The following is a 17,205-nucleotide window of genomic DNA, read 5'->3' as shown; positions in this document are numbered from 1 at the left end:
AACCCCCCACCCCATCGAACTACGCCCGCGCTAGATCGACATCCCGCCGTCGAGCGGGACGGTCGCGCCGGTCAGGAAGGCGCTCTCGTCGGAGGCGAGGTAGAGCGCCGCGGCGGCGACCTCGTCGGCGCGCGCGTGCCGGCCGAGCGGGATCATGCCGTCGAAGATGGCGTTGGCGGAGGCCTCGTCCCGACCGGTGGCGGTCGTCTCGATCCGATGCTGGAACGCGTTGTCGACCGGGCCGGGATGGAGCATGTTGACGCGGATCGGTCGGGACCGCGAGGACCTGGCCGGTCCGCCGAGCTCGCCGGCGAGCTGTTGGAGGCGTTGCTGGTCGAGGTCGGCGAGCACCACGCGCGCGCCCTCGGCGACGAAGCGGCGGGCGGTCGAGCCGGCCGCGCCGGTGATGACGGCGATCTTGTCGTCGAGTCGTCCCATGGTGACGTGCGCCATGCGCGGCCTTGAATCTCCAAACGATTTGCAGTGAGGTCTGCTCCGTGGACGTGACCTCGAGGACGATCGCGCCTACGCGCTCGCGGCCGGGGTGGCGGCGCCCTTGGTCCTCCGGGCGACCCGGCGCTGACCACCGCCGCCGCCGGGCCACCACCAGCACTTCTCGCCGAGCAGCGTCATCGCGGCCGGGACCAGCACGAGCCGGACGAGCGTCGCGTCGACCGCGATCGCGACCGCCGCGCCCAGGCCGATCTGCGCGATCACCGGCACGCCGGTCAGCGCGAAGCACGCGAAGACGGCGACCATCACCAGCGCCGCTCCGGTGATCGTCCGGCCGCTGCTGGCGATGCCTTCGAGCACCGCCGTCCGGGTGTCGGCCCCGGCCGCGCGCCGCTCCTTGATCCGGCTGAGCAGGAAGACCTCGTAGTCCATCGACAACCCGAAGACCACGGCCAGGATGATGGGGATGGTCACGGTGTCGACGTAGCCGCCGTCCTTGGTCGTCACCTCGACGAGCGTCAGGACCCCGAAGCTCGCCGCGACGCTGAGGATGTTCGCGACGACGGCCTGCAGGGCGAGCGGGATCGCGCGCAGCATCACCACCAGCAACACGAACGTCGCCGCGAGGATCCACACCCCGATCTTCCAGAGCGACCCGCGGATCGCGTGGTTGAAGTCCACCTGCGCGGCGGTGTCGCCGCCGACGAGGCTGCCGCGCGGCAGCGTCCGGCGCAGACGCTCGACCAGCGCCTTGGCCGGCGGCGAGTCGGCGTCGTGGCGCGGCGTGACGACGAGGAAGATCCAGCGCTTGTCGGCCGTGCGCGTGCGCACGCCGGTCTTGGTCACCTCGGGGTCGGCGCGGAGGATGGCGACCGATCGGTTGAGGTCGCGCGCGCGCACGAGGACCTTCAGCGGCGCGCCGTCGCCGGGGCCGCGGACCGCGCGGGCGGCGTCGAAGCCCTTGCGCGTCTCGTTGTCCTTCGGGAACTGGCGCAGCGCGCCGTCGCCGGTGCGCAGGCCGAGCGCGGGCGCGGCGAGCGCGAGCAGGATCGCCAGCGCGGCGCCGAGCGCGAGCTTCGGGTGGCCGGTGACGACGACGCTCCAGCGCCGGAACGCGCCCGGGCTCGGCTTGGCCGGCCCGATCCGGCGCCCGAGGACGGCCAGCAGCGCCGGCAGCAACGTCGCGCACGCGAGCATCGCGACCAGGACCACCATGATGGCCCCGACGGCCATCGAGCGGATCGCCGCGGTCGGGACGAGCAGGAGCGCCGCGAGCGCGATGACGACCGCGACGCCGCTGAACAGCACGGCGGTGCCGGAGGTCGCCATCGCGGTCGCGCGGGCCGTGACCGGATCGGCCCCGTCGCGCAGCTCCTCCCGGAAGCGCACGACGACGAACAAGGAGTAGTCGACCGCGACGCCGAGGCCGATCATCGATGCCATGTTGGGGACGTAGAACGTCAGGTCGACATGGCGGGCGAGCAGCGCGATCAGCGCGCCGGTGATCAGGATCGACACGCCGCCGATCGCCAGCGGCAGCGCGGCCGCGGCGAGCGCGCCGAAGACCACGAGCAGGATCAGCGCGACGATCGGGAAGCCGACGCGCTCGGCGTGCGCGAGGTCGTCCTTGGTGAGGTCGACCATCCCGGCCCACAGCGCGCCGGAGCCGACGAGGTGCAGCTGGACGCCGCCGAAGCGGCCGCCGCCCTCGTCGGCGAGGTGCAGGCGCTTGCGCAGCTCCTTGGCGACGTCGGGCGCGTGGTACTCGTCGGCGTCGAGCAGGAGCGGGATGACCACCGGCCGCCCGGGCTTCGTGCGCGCGTAGAAGAGGCCGATGTCGCTGGCCTGCGACACGAACGCCACGTGCGGCGTCGGGCCGGCCGCGGCGCGCAGGGCGGCGATCGCGGCGCGGTAGTCGCGCAGCGGCGTGCCCTTGGGCGCGACGAGCACGGCGCCGAGGGTCGCCGGGCGGAAGTCGACCGGGACGGCGGCCAGCACCTCGCGCTCGACCTGCTGGGAGTCCGAGCCGTCGACCGCGAAGCCGCCGCCGGTGAGGTGGTCGGACTGCTTGAGCGCCAGCGGGATCGAGGCGGCGGTCAGCGCCACCCAGGCGAGCAGCACGACGACGCGGTGGCGCCCGACCCACCCGTGCAGCGCGGCCAGCATCGGCGCGAAAGGACCCTCAGGACCGGCAGCCGACGCTGCCGTCGTACTTCACGACCTGGCCGGTGTCGAACGCCGCCTCGGCGTGGTAGCGCCAGCGGTGGTCGCGCGGACAGCTCGTGGTCGCGATCCAGTCCCCGCGCCCGACGAGCAGGTGCATCGAGTCGTAGCGCAGCGGGATGCCCGCGACGATCTGGAGGTTGCGGGGAATCTTGGCGTGCAGGCGGTAGCCCCAGCGCGGGTTCCCGGACAACTTGGAGATGTCCGCGGCCACCGGCTGGGCGACGCGCGCCGGCACCTGCAGCACGACGTAGAAGTACACCTTGGTCGCGCCGCCGTTGACCACGGTGATCTTGGGGTAGGTGAAGACCGTGTCGGCGCGCGCCTTGGCGCGGCCGTGGCCCATGATCGAGCCCTTCGGGCAGACGGAGACGCCATGGTGCGCCATCGCCGCCTCGCCGCACGTCGGGAACTTCCCGCCGTTGTAGTTGCCGGCCTTCGGGAACCAGATGTCCACCGTCTGGACCAGCGGCGGGTCGTAGTCGTCGGGGATCGAGATGTTCGCGCGCGCGTCGATCCTCACGCCCTGCGGGTGCCGCGGCGTCCCGGCCTTGTTCGGCGTGACCTTCACGGTCGCGCTGATCTTGATCGGGACGATGTCGCCCTGGCCGAACGCGATCGCGGCCAGTGCGCCGGCAGCGGCCAGCGCGACGACGAGGAGACCCAGCCCGAGACGACGCATCGCGCCAACGCTAGGGGAGCGGTGGCGGCATTGCAAACAGGAGCATTTCTCGAAGCGGGCGATCATGTCGTCCATGCGCACCACGATCGACGACCTGCTCGCCACCGCCCGAGGGCGCCTGGAGCGGCTGGGCCCGGACGCGGCGGCCGCGGCGGCGCAGCGGGGCGACGCGGTGCTCGTCGACATCCGCTCCGACGTGCAGCGCGCGCAGGACGGCGCGATCCCGGGGGCGATCTGGCATCCCCGCAACGTCCTCGAGTGGCGGGTCGACCCGGCGTCGTCGCACGCCGACCCGCGGCTGAGCGAGAACCTCGACGCGCGGCTCGTCGTCGTCTGCAACGAGGGCTATCAGTCCTCATTGGCGGCCGCGACGCTGCAGGAGCTCGGGTTCGCGCGCGCGACCGACCTGGACGGCGGGTTCCAGGCGTGGCGCGCCGCGGGGCTCCCGGTCGAGCCGGCGCCGCGCGGGTAGCCTCGGGCCATGGCCTCCTCCCCCGCCGCCGTCCCGCTCACGTCGCTGTCGGGCGGCGCGGGCTGCGGGTGCAAGCTCGCGGCGGCCGACCTGCTGCCGATCGTCCGAACGCTGCCCGCGCAGGACGACCCGCGCCTGCTGGTAGGCACGCCGACCGGCGACGACGCCGCGGTCTACCGGCTGACCGACGACCTCGCGCTCGTCCACACGATCGACTTCTTCACGCCGCTGGTGGACGACCCCTATGACTTCGGTCGCGTCGCGGCCGCCAACGCGCTGAGCGACGTGTACGCCATGGGCGGCGTGCCGATCACCGCGATGAACGTCGTGGCGTTCCCGCTCGAGCAGCTCGGTCCCGACGTGCTCGCCGCGATCCTGCGCGGCGGGCTCGACGTCGTCGCGCAGGCGGGCGCGTCGGTCGTCGGCGGCCACTCGATCAAGGACGACGAGCCGAAGTACGGGCTCGCGGTCACCGGCACGGTGCACCCGGATCGGATCGTGACCAACGCGGGCGGCCAGGCCGGCGACGTGCTGGTGTTGACCAAGCCGCTCGGCGTCGGCGCGATCGTCACGGCGGCCAAGCGCGGCGCGGCGGGCGCGGAGCTGGTCGCGGCGGCGGTCGACGTGATGGTCGAGCTCAACGCGCGCGCGTCGGAGGCGGCCCTGGCCGCGGGCGCGCACGCGATGACCGACGTCACCGGCTTCGGGTTGTTGGGGCACCTGCACAACGTCGCGCGGGAGAGCGGCCTGGCGGCGGAGGTCGACGCGGCGGCGGTCCCGGCGATCGACGGCGTCGAGGCGCTCCTGCGCGCCGACGGCGCGGTGTCGGGCGGGAGCGCGCGCAACGCCGAGTACGCGGCGACGTTCTCGACCGTCGGAGCTGGCGTCGAGCCCTGGCGCGCGCGCCTGATCACCGACGCGACGACGTCCGGCGGTCTGTTGGTGGCCTTGCCGGCCGCGCGCGCCGCCGAGGTCCCGGGCATCGTCGTCGGCCGCCTCCTCGACGGCACGCCTGGCACCATCACCGTCCGGTAGTTCCATGGAGCGGCCCGGGGCCGGTGCCCCGAACGGCCTTCAAAGCCGTTGGCGGCGCCGCAAACGCGCCGGGAAGGTTCGACTCCTTCGCCGCTCCGTTTTGGTTCTGGGCGCCGCCTCGTCGCGCCTGGAGCCACGACGATCCAGGGCCCAGAACCACCCCGGCGACCGTAGTGCCGGGACGGGACTTATGCCGCGGCCCGGTGCTCGGCCGGGCTCATGCCGCGGACGCGTTTGAAGGCCGTCGAGAGGGCGAAGGCGGAGGAGTAGCCGACCTGGGGCGCGACGGAGCCGACGGTGGCGCCGGGCTCGCGGAGGAGGTCGGCCGCGAGGCTGAGGCGCCAGGTCGTCAGGAAGGTCATGGGCGGTTCGCCGACCAGCGCGTTGAAGCGGCGGGCGAGCGCGGCGCGGGAGACGCCGATCGCGTCGGCGAGGCTCGCGACCGTCCATGGCTGGGCTGGGTTGTTGTGGATCAACTTGAGCGCGGGGCCGACGACCGGGTCGCCCTGCGCGCGGTACCAGCCGGGCGCCTGGGCCTCGTCGCGGGCGAACCAGGCGCGGAGGACGGCGATGAGCAGCAGGTCGAGCAGGCGGTCGAGGACGGCCTCCTGGCCGGGCTCGTCCTTGGCGATCTCGTCGGCCAAGTACCCCACCAACGGGTTCTCCCAGCTGTCGCCCGTCAGCACGAGGTGCGCGGGCAGCGCGTCGAGCAGCCGCTGGCTCGTCTCGGACTTCAGCTGGTAGGTCCCGGTCAGCATGACCGTCTCGCCGTCCGGGCTGTTGCCCCACGTCCGGACGCCCAAGTCGTACATCTCGGTGAGCTCCTGGCCGTCGGGCGTCAGGCAGCGCTGCCCGGGCAGGATCAGGACCTGCGGCGCGGTCTCCGGCCGGTCGGCGACGACGTACGGATCCGGGCCGCGCAGGATCCCGACGTCGCCCGCGCGCATCCAGAAGGGCTCGCCGTCGTCGGGGAGCACGCACGCCGCGCCGCGGACCATTGCGACGAGCGTCAGCGGCGCCTCGTCCTGGATGCGCATCGACCAGGGCGGGTCGAGCACCGAGCGCAGGAGGAACGCACCGCGAGCGCGCGGTCCGTCGAGCAGGCCGGCGACGGAGTCCATGGCGCAACTGTAGACGCTCGCGCATGCATCGGCGACTTTGAGCCATGGACCGTCTCATCGCACGGCGGTTTCATGCTGTCCATGACCACCGAGCTCCCCACCACCACCCCCACCGCGCCGACGCTCGTCGTCGGCGCCACCGGCAAGACCGGCCGGCGCGTCGCCGCCGAGCTGGCCCGCCGCGGCGTCCCGGTCCGTGCCGGCTCGCGCTCCGCCACGCCGCCGCTGGACTGGGACGACGCCACGACCTGGGCGCCCGCCCTGGCCGGGACGCGCGCCGCGTACGTGTCGTTCTTCCCCGACCTCGCCGTGCCGGGCGCCGGCGAGACCGTCGGCGCGTTCGCCGCGCTGGCCGCCCGCGAGGGCGTCGAGCGCCTCGTGCTCCTCAGCGGCCGCGGCGAGGAGGAGGCCCAGCGCGCCGAGGAGGTCGTGCGCGCCGCCGGCGTCCCGACGACGATCGTCCGCGCCGCCTGGTTCTGCCAGAACTTCAGCGAGAGCTTCCTGCTCGACGCCGTGCTGGGCGGGACGGTCGCGCTGCCGGTCGACGGCATCGCCGAGCCGTTCGTCGACGCCGACGACATCGCGGCGGTCGCCGTCGCGGCGCTGACCGAGGACGGCCACGCCGGCGAGGTCTACGAGGTCACCGGCCCGCGGCTGCTCACGTTCGCCGACGCGGTGGCCGAGATCGCGGCGGCCGCCGGCCGCGAGTTGTCCTACGTGTCGGTCCCGCTCGACGAGTGGACAGCCGAGCTCGTCCGCGCCGGGGTCGACGACGACACCCTGGCGTTGTTGTCCTACCTGTTCGCCGAGGTCCTCGACGGGCGCAACGCGCACACGACCGACGGCGTGCAGCGCGCCCTGGGCCGGCCGCCGCGCGACTTCGGCGCGTTCGCCGCCGACACCGCCGCGACCGGTGTCTGGCATGCGTAGCCGGACGGAAGGAGCGACCACCATGTCCACCACCCTGCTCGCCACCACCTTCGCCGGCGTCCTGGGCGCCGGCCTCGTCGGCGGCGTCTTCTACGCGTTCTCCTCGTTCGTCATGCCCGGACTGCAGCGGCTGCCGGCCGGCGACGGCATCGCGGCGATGAACGAGATCAACGTCACCGCCGAGCACCCGGCGTTCATGATCGCCTTCATGGGCACGACTCTCCTGTGCCTGTACCTGGGCGTGCGCGGCGTGCTGGACTGGGGCGACACGCGCGCGACGCTGCTGGTCGCCGGCAGCGCGCTGTACCTGGTCGGCGCCTTCGTGCTGACGGTCGCCCACCACGTCCCGCTCAACAACGAGCTGGCCGACGTCCAGCCCCACGCCGCCGGCGCGGCCGCGCACTGGCACGACTACCTGGACAAGTGGAACTGGGCCAACCACATGCGCGGCGCGGCCTCGATCGGCGCGGCGGCGGCGTACCTGGGCGCGTTGTTGGTGTGATCGATCCGCCATACTCGTCGGCGATGGCGGACGGCCCGCTGACCCTCGGCACCGCGGGGCACATCGACCACGGCAAGACCGCCCTGGTCGCCGCGCTGACCGGCGTCGACACCGACCGCCTGCCCGAGGAGCGGACGCGCGGGATCTCGATCGCGCTGGGCTACGCGCCGCTGACGCTGCCGTCGGGGCGCCGGCTGTCGCTCGTCGACGTCCCCGGCCACGAGAAGTTCGTCCGGACGATGGTCGCGGGCGCGACCGGGATCGACGTGTACCTGATGGTCGTCGCCGCCGACGACGGCGTGATGCCGCAGACCGTCGAGCACGCCGCGGTGCTGCGCGCGCTGGGCGTGGACGTGGGCGTCGTCGCCATTACCAAGGCCGACGTCGCCGACCCGGCGCGCGCGGTCGCCGAGGCGCGCGAACTGCTGCCGGACGCGGCGGACGTCGTGGCGTGCTCGGCGGTCAGCGGGGCGGGCGTCGCCGACGTCGCCGCTGCGCTGGACCGGGCGGCGGCGCGGGTGCCGTCGCGGGCGGGGGCCGGCGGCGACGCGGTCCTGCACGTCGACCGGTCGTTCACGGTCAACGGGATCGGCACGGTCGTGACCGGCACGCTGTGGTCCGGCGCGCTGCGCGCCGGCGACGGCATGGCCCTGCTGCCCGGCGACCGCACCGCGCGCGTGCGCGGGTTGGAGGTGCACGACCAGCCGGTCGCGGTGGCGCAGGCCGGCCAGCGCGTCGCGGTGAGCCTCGCCGGCGTCCGGGCCCGGGACGTCGGCCGCGGCGACGTGCTCGCGGCCCCCGGCGCGCTCACCGAGTCGGTGGTGTTGGACTGCGCGCTGGCCCTGCGCGACGACGTCCGCCACGGCGAGCGCGTCCAGGTCCACCACGGGACGCGCGACAGCGCCGGCCGGATGGCCGATCTCGGCGACGGGCTGTGGCAACTGCGGCTGGAACGGCCGGTGCTGGCGGCCGACGGCGACCGCGTCGTCGTCCGCCGCCTGTCGCCGCCCGACACCCTCGGCGGCGGGATCGTGCTGGACGCCGCCGCGCGCAAGCATGGCCGGCGGGCCGAGGTGCTGGAGCGCCTGGCCGCGCGCCGCGCCGGCCGGCCGGAGCCGGAGGCGACCCACGGCGCGGAGCCAGAGCCCGAGGCGCGCCCGGCCGCCGTGGCGCCGCCGCCGCACGACCTCGACCGTCTCGAGGCGCGGTTGCGCGACGCCGGCCTCGCGTTCCTCAGCGAGCCGCAGCTCAGCGCCGATCGCGACGCCCTGCGCGCGCTGCGCGAGGACGGCCGAGCGGTGCGGGTGAGCGGGTTGTTGTACGCCCACGGCGAGGTCGTGGCGGCGGCGACGACCAAGATCATCGGGTTGCTCGAGGCGTCCGGGTCGGCGTCGCTCGCCGAGGTCCGCGACGCCCTGAAGGCCTCGCGCAAGCCCACGCAGGCGCTGCTGGAGCACCTCGACTCCGCGCGGGTCACGCGCCGCCTGCCGGACGACCGCCGCGTTCTGCGATCCTCGCGACCGACGTCATGACCGATCCCGATGCGCTCCGAGCCCTGCCGGCCGTCGACCGGCTCGCCGCCGCGCTGGCGGCCGATGCGTCGCCGGCCGAGGCGGTCGCGGCCGCCCGCGCCGCCATCGCGCAGCGGCGGGCGGAGATCCTGGGCGGCGCGGCCGGCGACCCGGACCTCGTCGCCCGCGCGCGCGAGCACCTGCGGCCGTCGCTGCGCCGCGTCCTCAATGCGACCGGCGTCATCATCCACACCAACCTGGGCCGGGCGCCGCTCGCCGAGGCCGCCGCCGAGGCCGCCGCCGACGCGGCGCGCGGCTACGTGAACCTCGAGCTCGACCTCACGACCGGCCGCCGCGGCGCCCGTGACGCTCACGTGGCGGCCCTGCTCGCCGAGCTCACCGGCGCAGAGGACGCCCTCGTCGTCAACAACGGCGCCGCCGCCACGCTCCTGGCCGCCGCCGCGCTCGCCGGCCCGGGTGCCTCGGTCATCGTCTCCCGCGGCCAGCTCGTCGAGATCGGCGGCGGCTTCCGGATCCCGGACGTCGTGGCGCAGGCCGGCGCGCGGCTCGTCGAGGTCGGCACCACCAACCGCACGCGCCTCGACGACTACGCGGCGGCGCTCGCCACCGCCGCCGCGACCGGCCGCTCCGCGGTCATCCTGCGCGTCCACCCCTCGAACTTCCGCACGCTCGGCTTCGTGGAGGACGTGGCGATCGCGCAGCTCACGAGCCTGCGCGCGCCGGTCGTCGACGACCTCGGCTCCGGCGTCCTGGCCGGCGGCCTCGACGACCTCGTCGCCGACGAGCCGCCGGTGCGCGCCTCGGTCGCCGCCGGCGCGGCGCTGGTCTGCTTCAGCGGCGACAAGCTGCTCGGCGGCCCGCAGGCCGGGATCCTCGTCGGCACCCGCGACGCGATCGCCGCCTGCCGCCGCCATCCGCTCGCCCGCGCCCTGCGCGTCGGCCGCCTCCCGATGGCCGCCCTGGCCGCGACGCTCGCGCTGTACCGCGACCCCGAGCGCGCCCGCCGCGAGATCCCGGTCCTGGCGATGCTCGGCGCCGACGACGCCACCCTTCGCGCGCACGCCCAGCAGCTCGCCGACGCCGGCGGCGATCACGCCGAGGTCGTCGACGCCGTCGCCCGGGTCGGGGGCGGCGCGCTGCCACTCCTCGAGCTTCCCGGCCCCGCCGCCGCGGTCGCCACGCCGGACCCCGACGCGCTGGCGGCGCGCCTCCGCGCCGCCGAACCGCCGCTGCTGGCGCGCATCGCCGACGGCCGCGTCGTCCTGGACCCGCGCACGCTCACCGCGGACGAGGTCCCGACGGCGGCCGCCGTCCTACGTGCCGCGCTGACGTAGCTCGCCGCGGCAGTTGAAGGACATGCGCCCGATACCGGGCATCGACTGGGGCGACGCGATCAAGAACTGGATCTTCGCGTTCCAGCCGACCGCGCGCAGGAAGATCTGCCAGGCGGTCTCGGTCACGCCCTTGGCGGTCGCGGTCGCGCCCAGCCGCGCCAGCGGCGCCGGGGCGGTGATGACGCCGGTCTCCTTGGCCAGGAGCCGGTCAGCAGCTCCGCGCCGGCGACGACGAGCCAGCAGTAGGCCGAGCGTGAACACCCCGCCGGTGACCGACGTCGGCACGCCGCCCCAGATCTTGGGGTCCATCCCCCGCCGACGTCACGACCGCGAGCAGGCCCGCGAAGGCGACTTCTTGTAGGACAACGGCTCTCCTGACCGTGGCTGCGGAGCTCAGCGGTGGTGGGTTACCCGGATCTCCTCAGAAGCTCGCTCGTATCGCGTGGCCCGCTGCCGCGCCGTCCGCGCGACGGCCTCGTCGTCGGCGGCCGAGCTGCGGCCGGCCCGGACCCAGGCGTAGCGGAAGCACAGGGCGGCGCCCATGAACGCGACGCTGGCGGCGTGGTCGGTCCACGGGCCGAGGTGCCGGCGGGCGTAGCGCAGCGCCAGCCCGCCGCGCGCGAGCCACTTGGCGCGCGCGTACCAGCGCGCGCCCGCGCCTTCCTCCAGCGCGTGCGCGAGCCGGCCCAGGTGATGGTGGTTGATCTCCGACAGCACGAGCTCGGCGGCCATGGCGCCGCTCTCCACGCGCCCCAGCGCCTCGCGCGTCGGGTGCCCGGGCGGCAGGCCGGTGGCGACGAGCACGAGCCGCGTGGCTGCCGCGCCGGTGAGCGTCGCGGTCGAGACGAAGATCGGCCCGAGCGTCAACCGGCTGCGGGCCCACAGCGGCACCGCCGTGGAGGCGAGCAGGACACCGGTGTAGGACCCCAAGTACCCGCCGACCACGGCGTTGGCCGCGCCGAGCGCCTTCGCCTCGCGGTGGCGGCCGATCAGGTCCGCGCCGACCGCGGCGCTGCCCAGCCCGCCGAAGAGCGTCAGGCACCACGACCCCATCGACATCGGCGAGCGCGGCTTGAAGATCCGCAACATGTTGTAGAACCGCTCGGGCCGCCCCAGGTCCATGATCAACAGCGGCGGCGACGGCACCAGCGCGCCGAGCGCGACGCGCCGCGCGATCCTGGCCGAGCGCTCGTCGCCGGCGACGTCGCAGGCCAGCGACACGAACGACGCGCCCGCTGCCATCCCGCCGAACCAGAAGTACAGCGGCACCTCCCAGGTCCAGACGGGCGCCTTCATCATCGGCCCCTGGACCAGCTCGGGCGGCTCGCCGCCGCGCCCTCGCCGGTTGGCCGCGGCGATCAGCTCCGGGTCGACCGCCTCGTCGACGGCGTAGGCGGTGCCGCGCCGGAAGATGCTCGACCAGCGGGCGTCGGCCCAGTCGCGCGCGGCCAGCGCGACCTGCGCGCCCGGCACCGCCCGCCGCCAGCTGGCCGGGCCACCGGGGACGCCGAGCGCCGCCGTCATGTCGCGCCGCGGCGCCCGCGCGCGGTCGGCGCGCGCCGCCTCCTGCGCCTTGGCCTCGTCGGCCGCCGCTGCGTGCCCGGCGCGCACCTCCGGCTCGGGGTGGGGCCGGTCCTCGCCCTCGGTCATGCGCCACCTCGATCCCGCTTGCGCAGCCGCCGCTCGCGCGTGTCGCGCGCGAGCTCGAAGACGCCGGCCGCCGCGGCGATCGCGGTCAGCGCGCCGCCGCCGCGCCCCTTGCGGGGCGGCAGCTTGAACGCCACCGCGACGGCGGCCGCGGCGGCCAGGCCGGCGCCCACCGCCGCGAGCGTGGCGGGCACGACGCTGTCCTGGATCGGCGAGTCGGCGGTGGCCGGCAGGCCGAAGCGCTCGGGCGGCTCGGTCAGCAGGAAGAACGCGCCGAGGCCGCCGGCGATCTGCTCGTCGTCGGCGTCGCCGGCCCCGTACAAGTAGGCGCCGTCGACCCCGCGCTCGTGCAGCTTGGCGACGCGGCGGCTGGCGAGGTCGACGAGCTCGTCGTAGGGCCCGAACTGGATCGAGTCGGTCGGGCACGCCTTCGCGCACGCCGGCTCCAGCCCGTCCTCGAGGCGGTCGTAGCAGAGCGTGCACTTGGCGGCGCGACCATCCACATGGTCTCGGTCGATCACGCCGAACGGGCACGACGGGATGCAGTAGCCGCAGCCGTTGCACACGTCCTGCTGGACGATCACCGTCTCGAACTCCGTCCGGATCAGCGCCCCCGTCGGGCACGCGTCCATGCACCCGGCGTTGGTGCAGTGCTTGCACACGTCGGACATGAACACCCAGCGGTCCATGTCGGCGACGGCGGCCGCGACGTCGACCGGCGCCTCGGCCCCCGCGCGCTCCTCGGCCAAGGCCACCAGGTCGACATCTTCATGAAGTCCGGGCGGCGACGGCTCGAGCAGCTCGACGAAGCGCACGTGGCGCCAGGTCTCGGCGCTCAGCGACGCCGTGTGGTCGTAGGAGCCGCCGCGCCGGAACTCCGCGCCGTCGGACGGCAGGTCGTTCCACTGCTTGCACGCGACCTCGCACGCCTTGCAGCCGATGCACACCGACGTGTCGGTGAAGAACCCCATCTTCTGGGCGCCGTCCCGGCGCACCGAGATCTCGGACGGCGCGGCGTGGGCGGGCAGGGAGGGCATCGGCATGATCAGGCCTCGTGGGACTCGTTGAGCTTGGGCTGCTCGGCGGGGTGCTCGCGGTCGACGCGGGACTCCCCGCGGCGCGTGAGGATGACGCCCGAGGTCTGCGGCGTCGGGCGACGGCCGGCGCGCACGTCGCACGTCAGCGCCTTGGTCGTCTCGATGTTCACGTTCGGGTCGCCCGACAGGTGCAGCAGGTCGTTGGCGCTGTCGCCCTTGCTCAGGCCGCTGTAGCCCCAGTGCCACGGGATCGCGACCTGGTGGATCGTCCGCCCGGCGATGCGCAGCGGCCGCATCCGCTCGGTCACCTTGGCGCGGGCCTCGATCTCGCCGCGCGCGGTGCTCAGCACCAGCCAGCCGCCGTCCTCGATGCCCGCGCGCGCGGCCAGGATCGGGTCGACCTCGGCGAACATCTCCGGCTGCAGCTCGTTCAGCCACGGCAGGTTGCGGCTCATCCCGCCGACGGTGTGGTGCTCGGTCAGCCGGAAGGTCGTGAGGACGTGCGGGAAGCGCGGGTCGTCGGACGGGTTGATGGGGTTGTCGGGCCGGTCCCAGCGGATCGCCACCGGGTTGGCGCCCAAGGCGGGGTACAACAGGTTGCGCACCGGCGACTCGACCGGCTCGTAGTGCGTGGGCATCGGCCCGTCGAGCAGGCCCGACGGGGTGTACAGCCAGGCGCGGCCGTCGCCCATCATGATGAAGGGGTTGTCGCCGTCGATCGCGTCCATGCCCTCGGCGTCGTCGTCGGCGCGGTAGGACGGCGGCTTGTCGACCGGGAAGTCCGGAACGTCGTAGCCGGTCCACTTGCCCTCGTCCTCGTCCCACCAGATGTACTTCTTGCGCTCGCTCCACGGCTTGCCGTCCGGATCGGCCGACGCGCGGTTGTAGAGCATGCGGCGGTTCGCCGGCCAGACCCAGCCCCACTCGGGCGAGACCCAGCCGCCGTCGGGGTCGTCGATGTCGCCGGGCTCGCGCCGCCGCGCCTGGTTGACGCCCTCGGCCATGACCCCGCTGTAGATCCAGCAGCCGCACGCGGTCGACCCGTCGTTCTTGAGCTGCGCGAAACCGCCCATCGGCGCGCCGTCGTCGACGTGGTAGCCGTTGATCTCGCGCAGGACGTCCTCGGCGTGCGGCTCGCGCTCCGGCCCGTGCTCCTCGTAGGGCCAGTGGAGGTTGACCAAGGGCCAGTCCTTCGCGTCGGTCGAGCCCGCGTAGTGGCGCATCACGCGCTTGGTCAGGTGGTGCATGAACCACAGCTCGCTGCGCGCGTCCTCGGGTGGGTCGAGCGCCTTGTCGCGCCACTGCACCATCCGCTGGGTCTGGGTGAAGGACCCCTCCTTCTCGACGTGCGACGCGGCGGGCATCAGGAAGACCTCGGTCCCGATGTCCTCGGGCGTGACCTCGCCGGCCTGGACCTCGGGCGCGTCGCGCCAGAACGTCGCGGTCTCGATCTCGGCGAAGTCGCGCACGACCAACCACTTCATGTTGGCGAGGCCGCGTCGCATCAGCCCGCCGTTCTGCGAGCCGATCGCCGGGTTCTGCCCCATGACGAACATGCCGTCCAGGCCGCCGTCGACCGCGCGCATCATCGTCGGGAAGTGCGCGTGGTTGCCGGTGATCTTCGGCATGTGCGCGAAGCCGTAGTCGTTCTCGGCCGTGGCGGCGTCGCCGTACCAGGCCTTCATCAACGAGATGATGTACTTGTCGAAGTTCGCCCACCAGCCGCGGCGCGCGCCGCTGGCCTTGACGTAGCTGTCGAGGGTCAGGTCCCCCTCGTGCGCGCTCGGCATCGGCAGGTAGCCGGGCAGGAGGTCGTAGAGCGTCGGGATGTCGCTCGAGCCCTGGATCGTCGCGTGGCCGCGCAGCGCCATGATCCCGCCGCCCGGACGGCCGATGTTGCCGAGCAGCAGCTGCAGGATCGCGCCGGCGCGGATGATCTGGACGCCGAGCGAGTGCTGCGTCCAGCCGACCGCGTAGCAGAGCGCGGTCGTCCGCTCGCGGCCCGAGTTCTCGATCAGCGTCCTGGCGACGGAGTGGAACTCGTCGGGCGAGATCCCGCAGATCTCGGCCACCATCTCGGGCGTGTAGCGCGCGTAGTGGCGCTTCAGGATCTGGAAGACGCAGCGCTCGTGCTGGAGCGTCTCGTCGCGCGGGACCGCGCCCTCGTTGAGGCCGACGCCGGTGTGCTCGTCGAAGGCCTGCGTGGCGTGCTCGCGCATCCCGGCCGCCGAGGCGACGTCGCCGCCCTCGTACATCCACGTCGAGCGGTCGTAGGTCCCGGTCTCCGGGTCGAAGCCGGAGAAGACGCCGCCGAGGTCCTCGGTGTCGGCGAACTGCTCGCTGACGATCGTCGAGGCGTTGGTGTAGTGGAGGACGTACTCCCTGAAGTAGGACTCGGTCTCCAGCACGTGGCGGATCAGCCCGCCGAGGAACGCGATGTCGGTGCCGGCCCGGATCGGGACGTGCTGGGTCGCCGACGCGCTGGTGCGCCCGAAGCGCGGGTCGACGTGGATGACCTTGGCGCCGCGCTCGCGCGCCTTCATCACCCAGCGGAACCCCACCGGATGCGCCTCGGCCATGTTGGATCCCTGGATCAGGACGCAGTCCGCGTTCTGGAGGTCCTGCAGGAAGGTGGTGGCGCCACCGCGCCCGAACGAGGTCCCCAGACCGGGGACCGTGCTCGAGTGTCATATGCGGGCCTGGTTCTCGATCTGCACCGCGCCCATCGCGGTGAAGGACTTGCGGATGAGGTAGTTCTCCTCGTTGTCGAGCGTCGCGCCGCCGAGGTGCGCGAAGCCGAGCGTCCGGTCGACGCGCTTGCCGTGCTCGTCGTGCGTCTGCCAGCCGTTCTCGCGGGCGGCGATCACGCGCTCGGCGATCATGTCCATCGCCGTCTCGAGCGCGATCTCCTCGAACTCGGTGCCGTACGGCTTGCGGTACAGGACCTTCGTCAGCCGGCCGGGCTGCTGGACGAGCTGGCGCGACGCCGAGCCCTTGGGGCACAGCGTGCCCTGGTTGACCGGCGAGCGCGGGTTGCCCTCGATGTCGACCAGCGCGCCATCCCGCGCGTAGACGACCTGCGAGCAGCCGACCGCGCAGTACGGGCAGACCGACTCCGAGACGTCCATGCCGGCGATGCGCGCGCCGGCCTCCTTGGTCTTCTTGGAGACCGCGTGCGGACCCATGCCCCAGTCGGCGGCATGGCCGACCACGGGGAGCTGGCGCAGCTTGGCGAAGGGCTTCGGACGACCCACCTGCCGACATCATCGCCCGTTCCGGGGCGAACGCCAACCCCGGCGATGCCCGGTCACGCGGCTGACCGCGATCTGCCGCGTAACTGTACCGTCCAGACGGTATAGTTACGGGATGCCCGCCTTCCTCCTCCTCGGCTTCGCGATCGTCTCCGAAGTCATCGCCACTCTTGCCCTTCGAGCCTCGGACGGGTTCTCCAGACCGCTGCCCGTCGTCGCGGTCATCGTCGGCTACGGGCTCTCGTTCTGGCTGCTGGCCCTCGCGCTCAAGCACATCCCGGTCTCGCTGACCTACGCGATCTGGTCCGGCGTCGGCACCGCGCTGATCGCGGTCGGCGGCGTCCTGGCGTTCGGTGAGACGATGAACGCCATGAAGCTCGCCAGCCTCGCAGTCATCGTCCTCGGCGTCGCCGGCCTGTCCGTCGCCGGCGGGGCCCACTGAGTTGGCCCGCCGCGCGCCGGGCGAGACCCGCGACAGGCTGCTCGACGCCGCCGCCCGCCTGCTCCTGAGCGACCCCTCGAAGCTCACGCTCGAGGCGGTCGCCGAGGAGGCCGGCGTCAGCAAGGGCGGATTGTTGTACCACTTCTCCTCCAAGAACCAGCTCTTGGACGCGGTCGTCGACCGCTGGGAGGCGGGCTTCGAGGGAGAGATCGAGGAGCTCGCCGATCCGGGCCCGGGCGGCTGGACGCGCGCCTACGTCGACGTCACCGCCAAGGACTTCGACGATCCCAAGACGCGCGGGATCGACTCCGGGATCATCGCCGCTCTCGCGCTGCACCCCAAGCGGCTGGAGACCGTGCGCGCCCGCTACGCCGCCAAGCAGGCGCGCGTCGAGGCCGACGGCATCGACCCGGTCGACGCGACCATCGTCCGGCTCGCCACCGACGGCCTGTGGTTCACCGAGCTGCTCGACCTCGGCCCGCCGCACGGCGAGCTGCGCGAGCAGGTGCTCGAGCGCTTGCGCGACCTCACGCGCGAGGGTTAG

16 protein-coding genes and 1 tRNA gene are annotated in these 17,205 nt (G+C 73.8%); 9 read left to right on the top strand and 8 right to left on the bottom strand.

Annotated features, from left to right (window positions below):
• Positions 1-30: 30 nt before the first annotated feature.
• The 3 genes from DSM104299_RS04440 to DSM104299_RS04430 form a co-directional block, all read right to left on the bottom strand.
• Positions 31-453: an SDR family oxidoreductase gene (locus tag DSM104299_RS04440; RefSeq protein ID WP_272476082.1), complete on the bottom strand. Its 423-nt coding sequence runs from the start codon at positions 451-453 to the stop codon at positions 31-33.
• A gap of 72 nt (positions 454-525) precedes the next feature.
• Positions 526-2,619, bottom strand: coding sequence for an MMPL family transporter (locus DSM104299_RS04435; protein ID WP_272476081.1), 2,094 nt, complete (start codon positions 2,617-2,619; stop codon positions 526-528).
• A gap of 16 nt (positions 2,620-2,635) precedes the next feature.
• Positions 2,636-3,358, bottom strand: coding sequence for a hypothetical protein (locus DSM104299_RS04430; protein WP_272476080.1), 723 nt, complete (start codon positions 3,356-3,358; stop codon positions 2,636-2,638).
• Between the two features lie 73 nt (positions 3,359-3,431).
• Here DSM104299_RS04430 and DSM104299_RS04425 point away from each other — a divergent pair, with 73 nt between their 5' ends.
• The 3 genes from DSM104299_RS04425 (at position 3,432) to DSM104299_RS04415 (ending at position 4,963) form a co-directional block, all read left to right on the top strand.
• Positions 3,432-3,830 (top strand): rhodanese-like domain-containing protein, encoded by a 399-nt coding sequence (locus DSM104299_RS04425; RefSeq protein WP_272476079.1) that lies wholly within the window; start codon positions 3,432-3,434, stop codon positions 3,828-3,830.
• A 9-nt stretch (positions 3,831-3,839) separates the two neighbouring features.
• On the top strand, positions 3,840-4,865 hold the full coding sequence (gene selD, locus DSM104299_RS04420; protein ID WP_272476078.1) for a selenide, water dikinase SelD: 1,026 nt from the start codon (positions 3,840-3,842) through the stop codon (positions 4,863-4,865).
• Between the two features lie 6 nt (positions 4,866-4,871).
• Positions 4,872-4,963 (top strand) — tRNA-Sec (locus DSM104299_RS04415).
• A 90-nt stretch (positions 4,964-5,053) separates the two neighbouring features.
• Here DSM104299_RS04415 and DSM104299_RS04410 read toward each other — a convergent pair.
• Positions 5,054-5,986, bottom strand: a complete 933-nt coding sequence (locus DSM104299_RS04410; protein WP_272476077.1) for an AraC family transcriptional regulator — start codon at positions 5,984-5,986, stop codon at positions 5,054-5,056.
• Between the two features lie 81 nt (positions 5,987-6,067).
• On the opposite strand from DSM104299_RS04410, the gene DSM104299_RS04405 reads away from it, so the two are divergent.
• From DSM104299_RS04405 to selA, 4 genes are read left to right on the top strand one after another with little or no spacing between them, the layout of a single operon-like run.
• Positions 6,068-6,916, top strand: coding sequence for an NmrA family NAD(P)-binding protein (locus DSM104299_RS04405; RefSeq protein ID WP_272476076.1), 849 nt, complete (start codon positions 6,068-6,070; stop codon positions 6,914-6,916).
• A 22-nt stretch (positions 6,917-6,938) separates the two neighbouring features.
• Positions 6,939-7,418: an anthrone oxygenase family protein gene (locus DSM104299_RS04400; RefSeq protein ID WP_272476075.1), complete on the top strand. Its 480-nt coding sequence runs from the start codon at positions 6,939-6,941 to the stop codon at positions 7,416-7,418.
• A 23-nt stretch (positions 7,419-7,441) separates the two neighbouring features.
• Positions 7,442-8,950 carry a selenocysteine-specific translation elongation factor gene (gene selB, locus DSM104299_RS04395; protein WP_272476074.1) on the top strand — a complete coding sequence of 503 codons (1,509 nt, stop codon included), beginning with the start codon at positions 7,442-7,444 and terminating at the stop codon, positions 8,948-8,950.
• On the top strand, positions 8,947-10,284 hold the full coding sequence (gene selA / locus DSM104299_RS04390; RefSeq protein ID WP_272476073.1) for an L-seryl-tRNA(Sec) selenium transferase: 1,338 nt from the start codon (positions 8,947-8,949) through the stop codon (positions 10,282-10,284). Before selB ends, selA begins: the two co-directional genes overlap by 4 nt.
• Here selA and DSM104299_RS04385 read toward each other — a convergent pair.
• From DSM104299_RS04385 to fdh, 4 genes are all read right to left on the bottom strand, one after another.
• A complete protein-coding gene (locus DSM104299_RS04385; RefSeq protein ID WP_272476072.1) occupies positions 10,264-10,593 on the bottom strand; it encodes a hypothetical protein in 330 nt (109 codons plus the stop codon). The genes selA and DSM104299_RS04385 overlap by 21 nt on opposite strands.
• Before the next feature lie 84 nt (positions 10,594-10,677).
• Positions 10,678-11,934 carry an NrfD/PsrC family molybdoenzyme membrane anchor subunit gene (nrfD, locus tag DSM104299_RS04380; protein WP_272476071.1) on the bottom strand — a complete coding sequence of 419 codons (1,257 nt, stop codon included), beginning with the start codon at positions 11,932-11,934 and terminating at the stop codon, positions 10,678-10,680.
• The gene (locus DSM104299_RS04375) at positions 11,931-12,974 is read right to left on the bottom strand and encodes a 4Fe-4S dicluster domain-containing protein (protein ID WP_272476070.1); all 1,044 of its coding nucleotides are present in this window, start codon (positions 12,972-12,974) and stop codon (positions 11,931-11,933) included. The genes nrfD and DSM104299_RS04375 overlap by 4 nt, the downstream gene beginning before the upstream one ends.
• A gap of 2 nt (positions 12,975-12,976) precedes the next feature.
• Positions 12,977-16,153 carry a formate dehydrogenase gene (gene fdh / locus DSM104299_RS04370; RefSeq protein ID WP_272478074.1) on the bottom strand — a complete coding sequence of 1,059 codons (3,177 nt, stop codon included), beginning with the start codon at positions 16,151-16,153 and terminating at the stop codon, positions 12,977-12,979.
• Between the two features lie 181 nt (positions 16,154-16,334).
• On the opposite strand from fdh, the gene DSM104299_RS04365 reads away from it, so the two are divergent.
• A complete protein-coding gene (locus tag DSM104299_RS04365) occupies positions 16,335-16,661 on the top strand; it encodes a DMT family transporter (protein WP_272476069.1) in 327 nt (108 codons plus the stop codon).
• Position 16,662: 1 nt separating this feature from the next.
• On the top strand, positions 16,663-17,205 hold the full coding sequence (locus DSM104299_RS04360) for a TetR/AcrR family transcriptional regulator (RefSeq protein ID WP_272476068.1): 543 nt from the start codon (positions 16,663-16,665) through the stop codon (positions 17,203-17,205).

It is taken from the genome of Baekduia alba (assembly GCF_028416635.1).
GTDB lineage: Bacteria > Actinomycetota > Thermoleophilia > Solirubrobacterales > Solirubrobacteraceae > Baekduia > Baekduia alba.
Note: the sequence above shows the minus strand (reverse complement) of the source record. Positions and strands in the feature narration are given on the sequence as shown.

Coding starts and splice junctions, on each gene's coding strand:
- DSM104299_RS04440 (WP_272476082.1), bottom strand. CDS start 453: ATGGCGCACGTCACCATGGGACGACTCGACGACAAGATCGCCGTCATC.
- DSM104299_RS04435 (WP_272476081.1), bottom strand. CDS start 2,619: ATGCTGGCCGCGCTGCACGGGTGGGTCGGGCGCCACCGCGTCGTCGTG.
- DSM104299_RS04430 (WP_272476080.1), bottom strand. CDS start 3,358: ATGCGTCGTCTCGGGCTGGGTCTCCTCGTCGTCGCGCTGGCCGCTGCC.
- DSM104299_RS04425 (WP_272476079.1), top strand. CDS start 3,432: ATGCGCACCACGATCGACGACCTGCTCGCCACCGCCCGAGGGCGCCTG.
- selD (WP_272476078.1), top strand. CDS start 3,840: ATGGCCTCCTCCCCCGCCGCCGTCCCGCTCACGTCGCTGTCGGGCGGC.
- DSM104299_RS04410 (WP_272476077.1), bottom strand. CDS start 5,986: ATGGACTCCGTCGCCGGCCTGCTCGACGGACCGCGCGCTCGCGGTGCG.
- DSM104299_RS04405 (WP_272476076.1), top strand. CDS start 6,068: ATGACCACCGAGCTCCCCACCACCACCCCCACCGCGCCGACGCTCGTC.
- DSM104299_RS04400 (WP_272476075.1), top strand. CDS start 6,939: ATGTCCACCACCCTGCTCGCCACCACCTTCGCCGGCGTCCTGGGCGCC.
- selB (WP_272476074.1), top strand. CDS start 7,442: ATGGCGGACGGCCCGCTGACCCTCGGCACCGCGGGGCACATCGACCAC.
- selA (WP_272476073.1), top strand. CDS start 8,947: ATGACCGATCCCGATGCGCTCCGAGCCCTGCCGGCCGTCGACCGGCTC.
- DSM104299_RS04385 (WP_272476072.1), bottom strand. CDS start 10,593: ATGGACCCCAAGATCTGGGGCGGCGTGCCGACGTCGGTCACCGGCGGG.
- nrfD (WP_272476071.1), bottom strand. CDS start 11,934: ATGACCGAGGGCGAGGACCGGCCCCACCCCGAGCCGGAGGTGCGCGCC.
- DSM104299_RS04375 (WP_272476070.1), bottom strand. CDS start 12,974: ATGCCGATGCCCTCCCTGCCCGCCCACGCCGCGCCGTCCGAGATCTCG.
- DSM104299_RS04365 (WP_272476069.1), top strand. CDS start 16,335: ATGCCCGCCTTCCTCCTCCTCGGCTTCGCGATCGTCTCCGAAGTCATC.